17 protein-coding genes are annotated in these 14,831 nt (G+C 33.7%); 10 read left to right on the top strand and 7 right to left on the bottom strand.

Annotation, left to right across the window (positions count from 1 at the left end; translation table 11 throughout):
- Positions 1–105 precede the first annotated feature (105 nt).
- The 5 genes from MR053_RS08280 to MR053_RS08300 all read left to right on the top strand — a co-directional run bounded on the left by MR053_RS08280 (position 106) and on the right by MR053_RS08300 (position 5,536).
- Positions 106–1,530 carry a S1C family serine protease gene (locus MR053_RS08280; protein WP_242131989.1) on the top strand — a complete coding sequence of 475 codons (1,425 nt, stop codon included), beginning with the start codon at positions 106–108 and terminating at the stop codon, positions 1,528–1,530.
- 255 nt (positions 1,531–1,785) lie between these two features.
- On the top strand, positions 1,786–3,234 hold the full coding sequence (locus tag MR053_RS08285; protein WP_242131990.1) for a glyceraldehyde-3-phosphate dehydrogenase: 1,449 nt from the start codon (positions 1,786–1,788) through the stop codon (positions 3,232–3,234).
- 195 nt (positions 3,235–3,429) lie between these two features.
- Positions 3,430–4,056 carry a tRNA (guanine-N1)-methyltransferase gene (locus MR053_RS08290; RefSeq protein WP_242131991.1) on the top strand — a complete coding sequence of 209 codons (627 nt, stop codon included), beginning with the start codon at positions 3,430–3,432 and terminating at the stop codon, positions 4,054–4,056.
- Between the two features lie 106 nt (positions 4,057–4,162).
- Positions 4,163–4,840, top strand: a complete 678-nt coding sequence (gene trmD, locus MR053_RS08295) for a tRNA (guanosine(37)-N1)-methyltransferase TrmD (RefSeq protein ID WP_242131992.1) — start codon at positions 4,163–4,165, stop codon at positions 4,838–4,840.
- A gap of 12 nt (positions 4,841–4,852) precedes the next feature.
- Complete coding sequence (locus tag MR053_RS08300; RefSeq protein WP_242131993.1) at positions 4,853–5,536, top strand: SIR2 family NAD-dependent protein deacylase; 684 nt, start codon at positions 4,853–4,855, stop codon at positions 5,534–5,536.
- Here the strand turns inward: MR053_RS08300 and MR053_RS08305 are convergent.
- The 3 genes from MR053_RS08305 to MR053_RS08315 form a co-directional block, all read right to left on the bottom strand.
- Positions 5,520–6,152 carry an alpha-ketoglutarate-dependent dioxygenase AlkB family protein gene (locus MR053_RS08305; protein ID WP_242131994.1) on the bottom strand — a complete coding sequence of 211 codons (633 nt, stop codon included), beginning with the start codon at positions 6,150–6,152 and terminating at the stop codon, positions 5,520–5,522. The two genes, MR053_RS08300 and MR053_RS08305, sit on opposite strands and share 17 nt — an antisense overlap.
- A 7-nt stretch (positions 6,153–6,159) precedes the next feature.
- A complete protein-coding gene (locus MR053_RS08310) occupies positions 6,160–7,398 on the bottom strand; it encodes a glycosyltransferase (protein WP_242131995.1) in 1,239 nt (412 codons plus the stop codon).
- Between the two features lie 92 nt (positions 7,399–7,490).
- Positions 7,491–7,964 carry a heme-binding domain-containing protein gene (locus MR053_RS08315; RefSeq protein ID WP_242131996.1) on the bottom strand — a complete coding sequence of 158 codons (474 nt, stop codon included), beginning with the start codon at positions 7,962–7,964 and terminating at the stop codon, positions 7,491–7,493.
- A 57-nt stretch (positions 7,965–8,021) separates the two neighbouring features.
- Here MR053_RS08315 and MR053_RS08320 point away from each other — a divergent pair, with 57 nt between their 5' ends.
- The 3 genes from MR053_RS08320 (at position 8,022) to MR053_RS08330 (ending at position 10,316) form a co-directional block, all read left to right on the top strand.
- Positions 8,022–8,588, top strand: a complete 567-nt coding sequence (locus MR053_RS08320; RefSeq protein WP_242131997.1) for an adenylosuccinate lyase — start codon at positions 8,022–8,024, stop codon at positions 8,586–8,588.
- A gap of 173 nt (positions 8,589–8,761) precedes the next feature.
- Positions 8,762–10,105: an adenylosuccinate lyase gene (gene purB, locus MR053_RS08325; RefSeq protein WP_242131998.1), complete on the top strand. Its 1,344-nt coding sequence runs from the start codon at positions 8,762–8,764 to the stop codon at positions 10,103–10,105.
- Position 10,106: 1 nt separating this feature from the next.
- Positions 10,107–10,316 carry a hypothetical protein gene (locus MR053_RS08330; RefSeq protein WP_242131999.1) on the top strand — a complete coding sequence of 70 codons (210 nt, stop codon included), beginning with the start codon at positions 10,107–10,109 and terminating at the stop codon, positions 10,314–10,316.
- Positions 10,317–10,354: 38 nt separating this feature from the next.
- Here the strand turns inward: MR053_RS08330 and MR053_RS08335 are convergent, their stop codons facing one another.
- From MR053_RS08335 to MR053_RS08350, 4 genes are read right to left on the bottom strand one after another with little or no spacing between them, the layout of a single operon-like run.
- Complete coding sequence (locus MR053_RS08335) at positions 10,355–10,897, bottom strand: DUF4252 domain-containing protein (RefSeq protein ID WP_242132000.1); 543 nt, start codon at positions 10,895–10,897, stop codon at positions 10,355–10,357.
- 14 nt (positions 10,898–10,911) lie between these two features.
- Positions 10,912–11,472, bottom strand: a complete 561-nt coding sequence (locus MR053_RS08340) for a DUF4252 domain-containing protein (protein WP_242132001.1) — start codon at positions 11,470–11,472, stop codon at positions 10,912–10,914.
- Between the two features lie 26 nt (positions 11,473–11,498).
- Positions 11,499–11,972, bottom strand: coding sequence for a hypothetical protein (locus MR053_RS08345; protein WP_242132002.1), 474 nt, complete (start codon positions 11,970–11,972; stop codon positions 11,499–11,501).
- Positions 11,959–12,468 carry an RNA polymerase sigma factor gene (locus MR053_RS08350; RefSeq protein WP_242132003.1) on the bottom strand — a complete coding sequence of 170 codons (510 nt, stop codon included), beginning with the start codon at positions 12,466–12,468 and terminating at the stop codon, positions 11,959–11,961. The genes MR053_RS08345 and MR053_RS08350 overlap by 14 nt, the downstream gene beginning before the upstream one ends.
- Before the next feature lie 147 nt (positions 12,469–12,615).
- On the opposite strand from MR053_RS08350, the gene MR053_RS08355 reads away from it, so the two are divergent.
- Together MR053_RS08355 and MR053_RS08360 are read left to right on the top strand one after the other, a co-directional pair.
- Positions 12,616–14,121, top strand: a complete 1,506-nt coding sequence (locus tag MR053_RS08355) for a S41 family peptidase (RefSeq protein ID WP_242132004.1) — start codon at positions 12,616–12,618, stop codon at positions 14,119–14,121.
- The gene (locus MR053_RS08360) at positions 14,108–14,824 is read left to right on the top strand and encodes a Dph6-related ATP pyrophosphatase (RefSeq protein WP_242132005.1); all 717 of its coding nucleotides are present in this window, start codon (positions 14,108–14,110) and stop codon (positions 14,822–14,824) included. The genes MR053_RS08355 and MR053_RS08360 overlap by 14 nt, the downstream gene beginning before the upstream one ends.
- The last annotated feature ends 7 nt before the right edge of the window (positions 14,825–14,831 follow it).

The raw sequence follows: 14,831 nt of genomic DNA on the forward strand, positions 1-14,831 counted from the left end.
TAAATAGTCGTTAAAATTGACGTTAAAAATCGTTAAAACATAATTGACAACTCAATAAATATTTAATTTTAATCGTTGTTTTTATAATTTAAATTAATAAGAATTATGAAGAAGATTTTATCGCTTGCTTTAGTTTCGGCTTTAGGTGGTATAATGACCTTGGGAGCCTACAAGTTATTTTTAGAAGATAACAGCCATAATGTTGTAGTTACCCAAAACGAAACACCAACATTTTTACCTGCCAATAATTTAAGTAGTATTAATAATATCTTAGAAGCACCTGATTTTACAATAGCTGCTGAAAACACAGTAAATGCAGTTGTTCATGTTAAAAACCTAGCTGTTGCTTCCAGACAAATGACTATCCAAGATTTACTTTTTGGAGGTGGTGGCGAACCACAATACAGATTAGGAACTGGATCTGGTGTTATTGTAGACCCAAACGGTTATATTATCACCAATAATCATGTTATTAAAAACTCCAAACAATTATCAGTAACCCTAAATAACAATAAAACTTACGAAGCCGAAATTATTGGTTCTGACCCTGAAACCGACATCGCTGTTTTAAAAATTGATGCTGATGAAAGTTTACCTGTTGTAAGTTTTGGAGATTCTGATAATGTGAAAGTGGGAGAATGGGCCTTAGCCGTGGGAAACCCTTTTAATCTCACCTCAACCGTTACTGCAGGTATTATTAGTGCAAAATCCAGAAACCTGGACTCCACTGGAGAAAACATCCATTCTTTTATCCAGACCGATGCTGCCGTTAACCCCGGCAACTCTGGTGGAGCTCTGGTTAATATTACGGGCGATTTAATTGGAATTAATACTGCCATTTCATCACAAACTGGGTCTTACATTGGCTACTCCTTTGCTGTTCCCAGTAATATTGCCAGAAAAGTGTATATGGATATTTTGGAATATGGCAACATACAAAAAGGTCTTTTAGGAATTAAAGGTGGAACATTTAGTAGTGAATTTGCTGACGAAATTGGAGTTAGCTACACCGAAGGGGTTTATATCAGTGAGGTTACCCACAATTCTGGAGCTGAGAAAGCAGGCCTTAAAAAAGGTGATATTATTAAACAATTGGACAACGTTAAAATTTCAAAATTTGAAGATTTAAGGGGGTTTATTAAAACCAAGCGGCCTAACGATGTGGTTCGTGTTAAGGTACTTAGGGATGGCGAACTGTTGTCCAAGTCTGTTACCATTTCAGGAGAAGACATTATTCCTGTTGATTTTGTAGAATTTTGGGATATGGAATTTAGAGACCTTTCAAACTCTGCCAAGGAAAAATATGATATTGAAGGCGTTTTAATTTCTAAGTCAAAAAACAAAAGACTCTTCAATAGTTTGGGTTTAAGAGATGGTTATATCATTACTGAAATTAATGGTAAAAGAATAGAGGCTGTTGAAGATATTGTTAAATTAAAGGAAAAGTATGGTGATGATTTTGAGGATCACATAGAACAGCTCGCCTATTTAACTCCAAATTTAGAACGAAAGGAAGTTATATTTAGGTAATGCATATAACAAAACTTAATTAACCCCCGTTGAAACCAATAGGTTTTAGCGGGGTTATTTTTTTAGGTTTCTACTTCCACTCAAAACACCCCAGCAACCATTTTGAAAAAACAAATCCAACAACTATTTATATCATAATATTAATAGAAACTTCAACTTTTTTAAATTAAATAATTTTTCTTAAAAATAGGTTACGAAAACGTTTGAAATATGGTACTTTTGCAAAATTTAAACAACACTCAAAATCAATAAAAAATGTATTTTAATGACGCATACGAAAAAGAATTAGCATTTCAGGCAGACCGTAGAAGGGCTACTGTAGAATTTATTAAAATAATAAGTGACCTATGGTATGACAAGTCTATTGAATTGGTGCTTTTTAGAAATCAACTTATTGACAAAAATGTAAGCCAAATTTTAAATTTACACGAATATGCCTGCAAATTTGTACAGAAACCTATCTCTATTTTCGACTCTGTTGAAATTGCACAAGCTATAAAAACCTTGGATATTCCTCCTGCAAAATTAGACATTGGCAAACTTACCTATGAATTTCATTTAGAAGACAGCAAACACAACAACGTTACCGCTTTTGTGGCTTCAAAACTAAAAGATGCCAATAAAAATAGTGATATAAAACCTAAAGATGTTGTACTATTTGGTTTTGGCAGAATAGGACGCTTAGTAGCACGCGAACTTATGGCTCGTACTGGGAAAGGAAGTCAGTTGCGATTAAGAGCCATTGTTACAAGAGGCAATATAACCCCTGAAATACTAGAAAAAAGAGCAGCTTTACTTCGCAACGATTCTGTACATGGCGATTTTTTCGGTACTGTTTCTGCCGATATTAAAAATAATGCGCTTTCCATAAATGGTACAACCGTTAACATCATATCCGCTAACTCACCAGAAGATATTGATTACACTAAATACAACATTAACAACGCTCTAGTTATTGACAATACGGGAGTATTTCGCGATAAATCTGCTTTAAGCAGACATTTAAAATCCAATGGCGTAGACAAAGTATTGTTAACTGCACCAGGTAAGGAGGTTCCAAATATTGTTTATGGTGTTAACCATGAAGAAAACAATCCGGACAAACTCAATATCTTTTCTGCAGCATCATGTACCACAAATGCCATCACACCTGTTTTAAAAGTTATGGAAGACTCTTTTGGTGTAAAAAGTGGACATATTGAAACCATTCACGCCTATACCAACGATCAAAATTTAGTAGATAATTTTCATAGTAAATACCGTCGTGGTCGCGCCGCGGGGTTAAACATGGTCATTACCGAAACAGGAGCTGGAAAAGCCGTATCCAAAGCCCTGCCAAGTTTAGAAGGTAAATTAACTTCCAATGCTATTAGGGTCCCTGTCCCTAATGGTTCTTTGGCAATTTTAAACTTGGAATTAGAAAGTGAAACGTCTTTGGAGGGATTAAATACCATTTTAAAGAAATACGCTTTGGAAGGTGACCTTGTTGAACAAATAAAGTATGAGCTAAGCGATGAATTGGTTTCCAGCGATATTGTAGGTTCTTCGGCACCATCAATTTATGATAGTAAAGCGAGTATTGTTAGGAAAGATGGCAAAAATGTTGTGCTTTATGTTTGGTACGATAACGAGTATGGCTACAGCCATCAAGTTATTAGACTTGCCAAATACATTGCTAAAGTTAGGCGCTACACCTATTATTAGAAAAGGATAACCCTTTTATTCTTTGTCAAAATGTCATTTTTGGCAAAATTTAAAACAACCAAAAATCCATTTTAATTTTTCAACCGTATGTAACTTAGCCTCACTAAAGTGAGGCTTTTTATTAAAATATAGTTCATACTTAACAATATTTTTTAAATTCGTAATTATAAAACAAACCCTTTAAATCAATCCTAAATGAAATTCAATAAATATTTAGCAACTATAGCCATACTTGTTTTTTTATCATTCCCCTTATTTGGACAAAATACTTCTCAAGAAGATGATGGTCTTTCATTGGACAAAAGCACGCTTAATAATCAATTTGAATATGTTTTAAAAAAATCAGGAAATTTTAAAGGCACGAACGGACAAATGTATGAAGCAGTAAAACACAGTATGCTCCTCACCCTTCAGGCACATGTGGTAGACTCGTTAAAAACATTATACAAAAATTTAGCAGACACACAAGCCATCGTTGATAATCAAGCTAACGAAATCTCCGATTTAAAAGCAAAACTTTCAACAACTCAAAGCGATTTAGATAAAACCAACACAGAAAAAAATAGTATGTCACTTTTTGGATTACAAATGAGCAAAACAGGATATAATTTATTAATGTGGTGTATTATTGGTGGTCTTCTTGCATTACTTATTTTATTTATTTACAAGTTTAAAAACAGCAACTCTGTGACTACAGAGGCCAAATTGGCACTCTCTGAGATTGAAGAAGAGTTTGAAGAACACCGTAAAACAGCTTTGGAAAGAGAACAAAAAGTAAGACGTCAACTTCAAGATGAAATTAATAAACAAAAAGGAGTTTAAGAATCATTAATTTAGCTTTACAAAATCTGCATTTTTTTGATTGCAGATTTTTTTTGTATGACTATTATGAAGGTTTACCTATTTACTAAAAAACTATCTTTGTATCATGAGAATAGATATTATAACGGTATTACCCGAATTACTTAAAAGTCCTTTTGAAGCCTCCATCTTAAAGCGCGCTATAGAATCTGAATTAGTTGAAGTCCACCTTCACAATTTGCGTGACTATACAACAGATAAGTATAAATCTGTTGATGATTATCAGTTTGGTGGTGGTGCCGGTATGGTAATGATGATCGAACCTATAGATAAGTGTATTACTGCTTTGCAAACTGAACGTCAATACGATGAGATTATATACATGACCCCCGACGGAAAAACTTTAAATCAAGGTATTGCAAATCAACTATCGCTTAAAGAGAACATTATTATACTCTGTGGTCATTATAAAGGCGTAGACCAGCGTGTTCGCGATAACTTTATTACCCGTGAAATTTCAATTGGAGATTACGTGCTTTCAGGTGGTGAATTGGGTGCGGCCGTACTATGCGATGCTGTAATTCGTTTAATCCCTGGGGTATTGGGCAATGAAACTTCTGCGCTAACCGATTCATTTCAAGATAATTTATTGGCACCACCAATTTACACTAGACCTAGAGATTACAACGGTTTACAGGTACCCGAAATTCTTTTTAGTGGTAATTTCCCTGAGATAGAAAAATGGCGTGAAGAACAGGCTTACAAACGCACTCAAACGCGACGACCTGATTTGTTAGACCTATAACAGTTATAGTTAATGAAAAAACATATTGTAGTTCTTTCCGGAGCAGGTATAAGTGCTGAAAGCGGTATTAAAACCTTTCGCGATACAGATGGACTATGGGAAGGTTTTGATGTCATCGAAGTTGCATCACCGCAAGGTTTTGCCACAAATCCTAAATTAGTATTGGATTTTTACAACCAACGCCGAAGACAACTTTTAACAGTACATCCCAATAGTGCTCACTTTGCTCTAGCTGAATTAAAGAAGGATTATAAGGTAACTATCATTACTCAAAATATAGATGATTTACATGAACGTGCTGGAAGCAGTAATGTCATTCATTTACATGGAGAATTGTTTAAAGTAAGAAGCACTCTTGACGCTACCGATATACAAGAGTGGAAAACTGATTTAATGTTGGGCGATGTTTGTAAAAAAGGGCATCAACTCCGTCCTCATATAGTTTGGTTTGGAGAAGACGTACCCATGATTGAAAAGGCTTTAGCTATTTGTAAAACATCCGATATTTTAATGATTGTTGGCACATCAATGCAAGTTTATCCCGCTGCTGGTTTAATACATTATACTCCCAAAAATACGCCTACGTTTTTTATTGACCCAAAACCTAATATTAGCAGTAAAAAAAACCTAATGGTTATTCCTAAAAAAGCTACAGTTGGTGTTAAGCAGGCTATTGAAGCTATAAAGAATTTATAACCCTAAAGGTTAGGTTTATCCTTGGGTTAATTTTTCTAGTGGTTTTTGGTATTTTGTGCTTCCAAAAATGTTGGGTGGCTCCCTTCATAAGCAATAAACTCCCAGATACTAATGGAATAGTAATCGTTTGTGAGCTAGTATCTCCCAAATGCTTTAATTTAAAAGGTCTGGTTTGTCCAAATGAAACTGAGGCTATTATTGGGTTTTGACCAAGTTCCTTTTCATTATCTTGATGCCAATCGTTACTGTCTTGCCCAGTTCTATAAAGGTTCAACAAACATGAATTGAACTTAGTTTCTGTAATTGCTTCAATTCTTTTCTTGATGAATATTAAATCGGAAGTCCAAAAGTGGGATTGTAAAGTTATACCTGAATAACTATAAACTTTATTAGCATCACCATAAAATGCTGTTAGCCTAGGCACATTAAATTCTTTACCATAAAATTTTATTGCATCCTGTCGCCATTTGATGGTTTTAAATAAACTTGTGAAAAGCGTATAGCTCTCTTCTACGTTAAATACATTGTTGTAAAGGCTAACATTAGCATCAGGTAAATCGAATTGTTTCAATTCAAGTACATTTTCAAATAAGTTAAACTGATTATGATCTAACATTCTTACCTTAAATAATTTTATTTTTTTCTTCTATCCATTTCCCCATATACTTAGTACTTTGCATAGTATGGTGTTGTAGCATTTGCCCAATAAAATTGTGTTGTCGTTTGTCGTGGAGTTGTTTAGTTGTTTCCAAAATAACGTCTAAAAACTTTTCTTGATGTTCAGTTTTGTTAAATCGGACATTAATAATTTTAAATCCGTTTTGCTGGTTTTCAAACCAAAGTTTTTCATTATTATATAATTCAATGGCTTTGTCTGCAATATTTTCAGGAGTATCTTCAACAAATCCGTTAGGTTTTATGGTTCCAAACATGCCTTCAGCAGCAATGGTTGTCAAAATACAAGGCGTTCCATTTTGCATGGCATCGACAAGTTTTCCCTTTAACCCTGCGCCAAAACGTAGTGGCGCTAAACATACCTTAGACTGTTGCATAACCCAATTCAGATCCTCTGCAAAGCCTTTTATTAAAAACCCTTGCTTTTCATCATGTAACTGTTTTGCTTTTTGCTGAACATAAGCACCATGGATATGCAATTCGGTTAGTGGTAATTCCGCTCTAATTAAAGGCCAAATGGCTTCCTTTAAAAATAAAAAAGCATCATAATTGGGTGCGTGCAAAAAATTTCCAATAGAAATAAAATGCCTTCGTTCTTTAAATTTTGGAATACTTGTTATTTTGTCTTCTGAAAGTTTATCCAGCATAAATGGTAAATAGAGCAATAAGGATTCATCTATATTAAAATCCTGCATAAGAATTTCCATTTCAGCTTCTGAAATAATCAGACTTAAATCGCTTCTGTAAATACTAGCTATTTCCCGTTTTGCTGTATCATTAAACAAGTAGACTTTGTTAAAATGAACCTTGTCCTTCAAAGCTTGATGTCTTCCTTTGCGTAAAAAATGCAAATCCTCGGTATCTAAAACCCTAAGGGCATTAGGGCAATGTTTGGCAACCCGCCACCCAAATTGTTCTTCAACCATAAATCGGTCAAACAGCACCACATCTGGAGCCAATACTTTAATAAACTCATCGAAACTGGAGTGGTTCAATTCAATTTTAACTTGTGAAACCCCAATACTTTCAAGATTAAAAGCATGTTCTGTTTTAGCACAGGCACTTGCAAAAACAATGTTATAATTGGCAGATTTAAAAGTCTCTATAAGTTGCATCATCCTACTTCCTGCTGCAGAACTTTGGGGTTCAGGCCATACAAAACCAATAATCAATATTTTTTTAATCATAGAAATTTCTAAAATCCCAAATTATAAAAACAAATTCCAAATACAGCACACATCACATTTAATTTGGTCTTTGTTCTTTAGAAGTTTCATATTTATTCTGGTTTTGGCATTGAGACATATGTTGTACGAACTAATTTTGCCCAGTCAACAACCGCCCTAATTTGAGTATCACTAAGTTTTGCCTCGGCATGCGTCCACGTATAGGATTTCAATGGCATGGATTTGTCTTCGACCATTTCAATAAGCTCTTCAAATTTATGGTCTTTACGCTTTATTGAATTTCCTACCCAATTAGATACGTTAAAATGCTTTTTTCCATCTTTTATGTGCCCCGCCAACCAGTAATTAACTGGGGTTATCGTATTGTACCAAGGGTATCTTGTATAATTGCTATGGCAATCGTAACAGACTTCTTTCAATATCAATTTAACGTCCTCGGGTGGTTTGGTCTCGGCCAAAAAAAGTTCAACAGAACTTAAATCACCTTGGTTTTTTTCTGGGCCAAAAAATTGGGACAATACCAATATAAGCAATAAAACCAATATTATTTTTTTTGTTCGCTTCATCGGTTTAAATGTATTAAATGCAGTATTTTTAGAACTCTAAATTTATGAAATAATTAGATGACCTCAACAGGATTATACAAAGAATTAAACTATGTTAACGCATCCCGTCAAAACCGTTTAAGATATGCTCGATTGGTTTTAAATAATTTGAGCTTACTTCCCGAACTCATAGATATTTTATGTATGGTAAATGATAAAAATTCTTGTCGGGCCGCATGGATCTTAGAATTTGTTTGTATCGACAATATTTACAGTATTACACCTCATTTAAATAAATTTACTAATAACCTAAAACATATTTATTTAGACTCCGCTGTTCGACCTGTATCAAAAATCTGTTGCTTAATTGCAAAAGCGTACTGCCTCCAAACCTCCAATCCGATAAAAGATGTGTTAACACAAATACACAAAGAACTCATTATTGAAGCTTGTTTTGATTGGATGATTAGTAACCATAAAGTAGCAGCTAAAGTTCATGCCATGGAGACTCTATTTCTATTTGGACATGAGAACAACACTTGGATACACAACGAACTTGCAATAATTTTACAGCGAGAGTTTTATGAACAAAGTGCTGGTTATAAATCCCGTGCGAAAGGTATTTTGAAAAGGATAAAGAAATAATAAGACAAAAAGATGTAGAAGAAAATGAAACCATTTATAGTTTTTAAGTATTGTACAGGTCTTAGTTTCATAAACATTCTACTTTAAATTTACACTTTTAAACTATACTCTTCATGCTTCCCTCTTCCAACTTTCTTTCCTATCTTTGCAACTTCTAAAAAAAGATCAGAAACATGTCATTATCAATCTTAAATGCTATTTCTCCAATTGATGGTAGGTACAGAAACAAAGTAAACGAATTAGCGCCTTTTTTCTCTGAAGAGGCCTTGATTAAATATCGTGTTTTGGTTGAAATAGAATACTTTATCGCGCTTTGCGAATTGCCTTTACCTCAATTAAAATCTGTTGATTCATCTCTTTTTGATTCTTTAAGGAACATTTATAAAAATTTTACAAGTGAAAATGCCATAGAAATTAAAGACATTGAAAGTGTAACCAACCACGACGTAAAAGCTGTTGAATATTTTATTAAGAAAAAATTTGATGCTTTAGGATTAATACAATACAAAGAATTTATTCATTTTGGACTGACGTCACAGGACATTAACAATACTGCTATTCCATTAAGTATAAAAGAAGCCATTAATTCGGTTTACATTCCAGAATATCAAAACGTTTTAAATAAGCTTAAGACATTATCCAATGAATGGGCTCAAGTACCCATGCTTGCCAGAACACATGGGCAACCAGCATCTCCTACTCGACTCGGTAAAGAAATTGACGTTTTTGTGGTTCGCTTGGAAGAACAGTTTAATTTGCTAAACGATATACCTAGTGCCGCAAAGTTTGGAGGTGCAACAGGTAACTTTAATGCTCACCATGTGGCCTATCCTAATATTGATTGGAAAGCATTTGGAAGCGCCTTTGTGCAAGGCAAATTAGGATTGCAACATTCGTTTCCAACAACACAAATTGAGCATTATGACCACATGGCTGCTTTGTTCGATACCCTTAAGCGCATAAATACCATACTTATAGATTTAGACAGGGATATATGGACCTATGTCTCCATGGATTATTTTAAGCAAAAAATTAAAGCAGGTGAAGTTGGTAGTAGTGCCATGCCTCACAAGGTAAACCCTATAGATTTTGAAAACAGTGAAGGAAACCTAGGTATAGCTAATGCCATTTTCGAACATCTTTCGGCAAAACTCCCTATTTCAAGATTGCAGCGTGATTTGACCGATAGTACTGTTTTGCGTAATGTTGGCGTTCCCTTTGGTCATACCATTATTGGATTTAAATCGACATTAAAAGGGTTGAATAAATTATTGTTAAACGATTCAAAGTTTGCTAAAGACTTAGAAAACAACTGGGCTGTTGTGGCCGAAGCAATCCAAACTATTTTGAGACGAGAAGGCTATCCTAATCCCTATGAAGCTTTAAAAGGGTTAACCAGAACCAACGAAGAAATAAATCAAAATTCTATTTCAAATTTTATTGATACCTTAGAGGTGTCTAATGACATTAAAACAGAACTAAAACGAATTACTCCTAGTAATTATACAGGTATATAAAATGATACTTAACGATAGGCAATCATTATTACTATGTGGCTCTTTGGCTGCAGGTTTATTTATTACCGGGGTCTTTAATATACTTGATAATTTTGTCATTTTAACATTATTAGTACTTATCTATTTATTAATTGTAGTTAATATCGTATACACCAAAAGAAAATATCCAGAAGAGGACATGGACAGCAATACCCAAGAAAAAAACTCCTAGTTGTTGCTAGGAGTTTTTAAAAACAAGATTTCTATAATCTATTTAAAAAAGTTCATGATGTCCTGAACTTGATCTACTTGCAAATCACTGTTCCGTAAAGCTGAAACCAAAGTTACCATTTTATCGGGGCTCATATTGTTACCCAAAACCCTAACAATAGCAAAACCTAAATTGTTCGCATTTGCAAATACAACAACTTCTTCTGCCTCTTCATTATCTCCAATATATTTAACCACTACTTTATTGCCTTTGTCATTAAATTCAATTAAGTCGTTATACTTTTTATGTTTTAAAATGGAATTAACTTTAGACAATTCTGTGTTGTAAGAGCCTATATTAGAATCGTTAGCTTTGTAAGCCAGAAAGTTTAATCGATTAACCGACTCGTAAGCTTCCCTCTGATCTTCATTAAATCTAGATTGATCAATTTCTATCATAGATAATGGAACATCTTGTGAGATAAAGTTTTTAGATTCCTGGTTATCTACAAAATACCGTTGTAAACTAACCCCATCTCCACAGCTTGTTAAAAAAAATGTGACAAATAAGGCGAATATTATATATTTAACTGTACGTTGCATGATTGATGATTTGTTTATTTTTTCTTTTTCAAATGTTCTCCAGCAGGAATATTCATTTTTTGGGTAAGCTTAGAAATCTCATTTAAGTCGATATTTCCGGTAAGCGACACAACAACTGTTTCAATTTTTCGCTCCTTTCCATTCACCTCAATCTTATCCTCCATAACCTTATCCACGCCATTCACAAAGATTAAAAGTTCTTCTACATGATCTGCATCCATACCTTCTTTTACATAAAACTTAACTTCGGTGCCATCATCCTTAACCTCCATTAATTCTTCTAAAGCACTAGCTCGCGATTTTACCCATTTAGAAATATCAGCTGATATTGACATGTTGTCCGTTACAATAGTCTTAAAGCTAGTAATGCTTTTAACCATATCCATATAAGCTTTGGCCTCGGCATCATCGGTATCTATGCCTATTTTGGCAATCATCTGAAACATTTTAGGCTTAATGTTTACATAAGTAACATCTGGATTTTCACTATATTTTTCAAATACATTTTTTTGAGCCATTCCAGCCATTGGTGCTAGCATGATGGTCATTACGAATACTATTAATCTATTTCTCATGGTATTTATTTTTTGCGTTTGCATAATTAATTATTTGTTTTTTTAAAAATTATATTAGTTGTATTTTCTATCTCAGTAAGGTAACCCAAAGTTGAAGTGCCTTTATTTACTTCGTTTAAGTAGCCCACTGTTGAAGTTCCTTTGTTAAAATGATTTGAAATCATCGCTAACGATTTTGAAACTTCGCTAAAAGCAATTTCAGGATCATCAATTGTACCAACATCGCTAGGTTTATTGAAATAAAACCCTAACATAAGAACTGCTACTGCTGCGACAGAAATCCATTTATAATTAAATGCTTTCTTAGTTTTTAATGAAACGTCCTTAGTAAACTGTTCTTGTTGATTTGCCAAAAAATACGTAAACATTGGTTTATACATTTCTAAATGTGGGGCAACTGTGTCGCTGGTAAAGTAGTTTTTCAACACTTGCTCTTCTTTAAGTGATGTTTCTCCATTCTCGTATTTTTCGATTAATTTTTCTATACTATTTAATACCATAATTATGCGTATTAGTTAATCTTTCTCTTATCGTTTTTCTAGCTCTAGATAGGTTTACCCGTACTGCTGTGTTATTTATACCCAACATATCAGCAATCTCGTCAAAGTCATATTCCTCAATATCCCGCAACTGAATTATTAATCGTTGTTGTTCTGGTAATTCTTCAATTATTTTTCCCACCCAGTTAACACTATCGTTTAATTCAACCTGTTTTTGTAATGCTGTTTGCTTATCCTCGTAATTGCTATGAACAATTTTTAAGTTTTGGGCTTGTTTTGATTTTAACTTATCCAAACAAAAATTCTTGGTCATAGTCATTGAAAACGCTTCGACATTTTTATAACCTTCAATCTTTGTTTTATTGTTCCATAATTTCAATAATATCTCTTGTGTGGCATCTTCAGCTTCCTCTGTAGATATGAGCAATCGTTTTGCTAAACGAAACACTTTATCCTTAAAAGGCATTACAATATTTAAAAACTCACTTTGAGTCATAATTGATTGGTTGTATTATAAATAGCTTTTTACGCTATTTGAAATTACGACGAACGACATGTCTTTTTGTTACAATTATTTTTTTATTATACAATAATGTAAGTAAATTTATGGTTTTATAGACTACTTATAATAAAAGAAATTGCTATGAAACATTTAAAAGCCCCAATACTGCTTCTGTGTTTATCAATCATAACTTACGGTTGCTTTGAAGACAATGACGACAATACCATTAGTGCCAACCAAATAAATGATTTTGTTTGGAAGGGCATGAATCTTTTTTATCTATATAAGGACAATATCCCCAACCTAGCTAATGACAGGTTTTCCTCAGATGGCGAATATGCCGATTACCTTAACTCCTATTCCAAACCCGAAGATTTATTCGAAAGTTTAATCTACCAAAGGGAAAACGTAGATCGCTACAGTTGGATTGTTGATGATTATATCGCTTTGGAACGTTTTTTTGATGGCTGTAGCGTTATTAACGGTATGGAGTTTAGCCTATTTAACACGCCCAATACCTCTAACAATGTTTTTGGCATTGTTCGTATGGTTTTGGCAGGTAGTGATGCCGAAAGCAAAGGCATAAAAAGAGGTGATATTTTTTATGAAGTCGACGGTAACCTATTATATTATAATTCTAAAACTGATAACAACTTTAACTTATTTGGTTCAAGTTCTTATTCCATAACATTGGGGACATATAATGATAATGGTACTTCAGAAACTACTGATGACACTATCGATTCACTAAACGAAACTATCACACTTAATAAAGTAGAGCTATGCGAAAACCCTATTTTTAAAACCGATATTTTTGATCTTGGTTCAAAAAAAGTCGGTTATTTAATGTATAATGGCTTTACAGCCGATTATGATGCGCAGTTAAATACTGTTTTTGGTGATTTTAAAGCCAGTAATATAGACGATTTGGTTTTAGATTTAAGATATAACCCTGGAGGATCGGTTAATACTGCCATACTGCTTGCGAGTATGATAACCGGCCAGTTTACAGGTGATGTGTTTAGTACTGAAGAATGGAACACAGCGTTTCAAGCGGCTATTGAAAATGAAAACCCAGAATTGCTCATCAATAGATTTGTTAACAACGATGCTGGTGCTAGCTTGAACAGTCTTAACTTAACTAAAGTTTACATTATTGCTACAGATTTTTCAGCATCAGCGAGTGAATTGGTTATAAATAGTCTAGACCCTTATGTTGATGTGATTCATATTGGTAAAAATACAGAAGGTAAATACCAAGCCTCTACCACACTCTACGACTCCGAAGATTTTAGTAGAGAAGGTGTAAATCCAAGTCATTCCTATGCCATGCAACCATTAATCTTTAAATCACTTAACAGTGTTGGTAAAACAGACTATAGCAACGGGCTCACCCCAGACATTCATTTAGAAGAAGATTATTTAAACCTTGGTACTTTAGGCAATGTAAACGAAACGCTTTTAGCTGCTGCCTTAGCTGCCATAGAGAATTCAGGAAAGCTTTCTAAAATCAAATCACAAAATAATTTCACGCCGTTAAAATTAATTGACGATAGCAATAGTTTTGAAACTTCAGGCAGTGGCATGTATGTAGACAAAGAACTTCCTTCAGAAATGATAAACAGATTTTTATTTGAACAAAATTAAAACCTACTTCAATTGGAGTACAGGCAAGGACTCTGCATTAGCCTTACATCATTTATTACAAAATTCTAATTATACTGTTGATGAACTTGTTACAACTGTTAATAGTCATTATAACAGGGTGTCTATGCATGGATTAAGAAAGGAACTTTTAATAGCACAAACCCAAGCCATTGGCATATCATCCACTTTAATAGAATTGCCCGAAATGCCCAGTATGGCCATCTATGAGGAAAAGATGCTTGAAAAGGTCTCTAGACTAAAAAATAATGGCTTTACACATACTGCCTTTGGGGATATTTTTTTAGAAGACCTGAGAACCTATCGTGAAAAACAACTGGGGCGACTAGGCTTAAAAGCCATATTCCCCATTTGGAAACATAACACAAAAGATTTATTAAATGAGTTTTTAGATTTAGGTTTTAAAACCATTATCGTTTGCGCCAATTCAAAATATTTTACTAAGGATTTTGTAGGTACTATTATAGATAAAAACTTTATTGACAATTTACCTGAAGGTGTTGACCCCTGTGGTGAAAATGGTGAATTCCATACCTTTTGTTTCGATGGTCCAATTTTTAAAAAACCCATTTCTTTTAGTATTGGAGAAAAAGTATATCGAGAATATAGCAATCCAAAAACCGATAATGATTCCGTTTGTAAAAGTGACAAATATGGAATTTGGTATTGTGATTTGATTCCATAAAAAATGC

Origin of the sequence: Aestuariivivens marinum, assembly GCF_022662175.1 — a bacterium.
Lineage (GTDB): Bacteria > Bacteroidota > Bacteroidia > Flavobacteriales > Flavobacteriaceae > Aestuariivivens > Aestuariivivens marinum.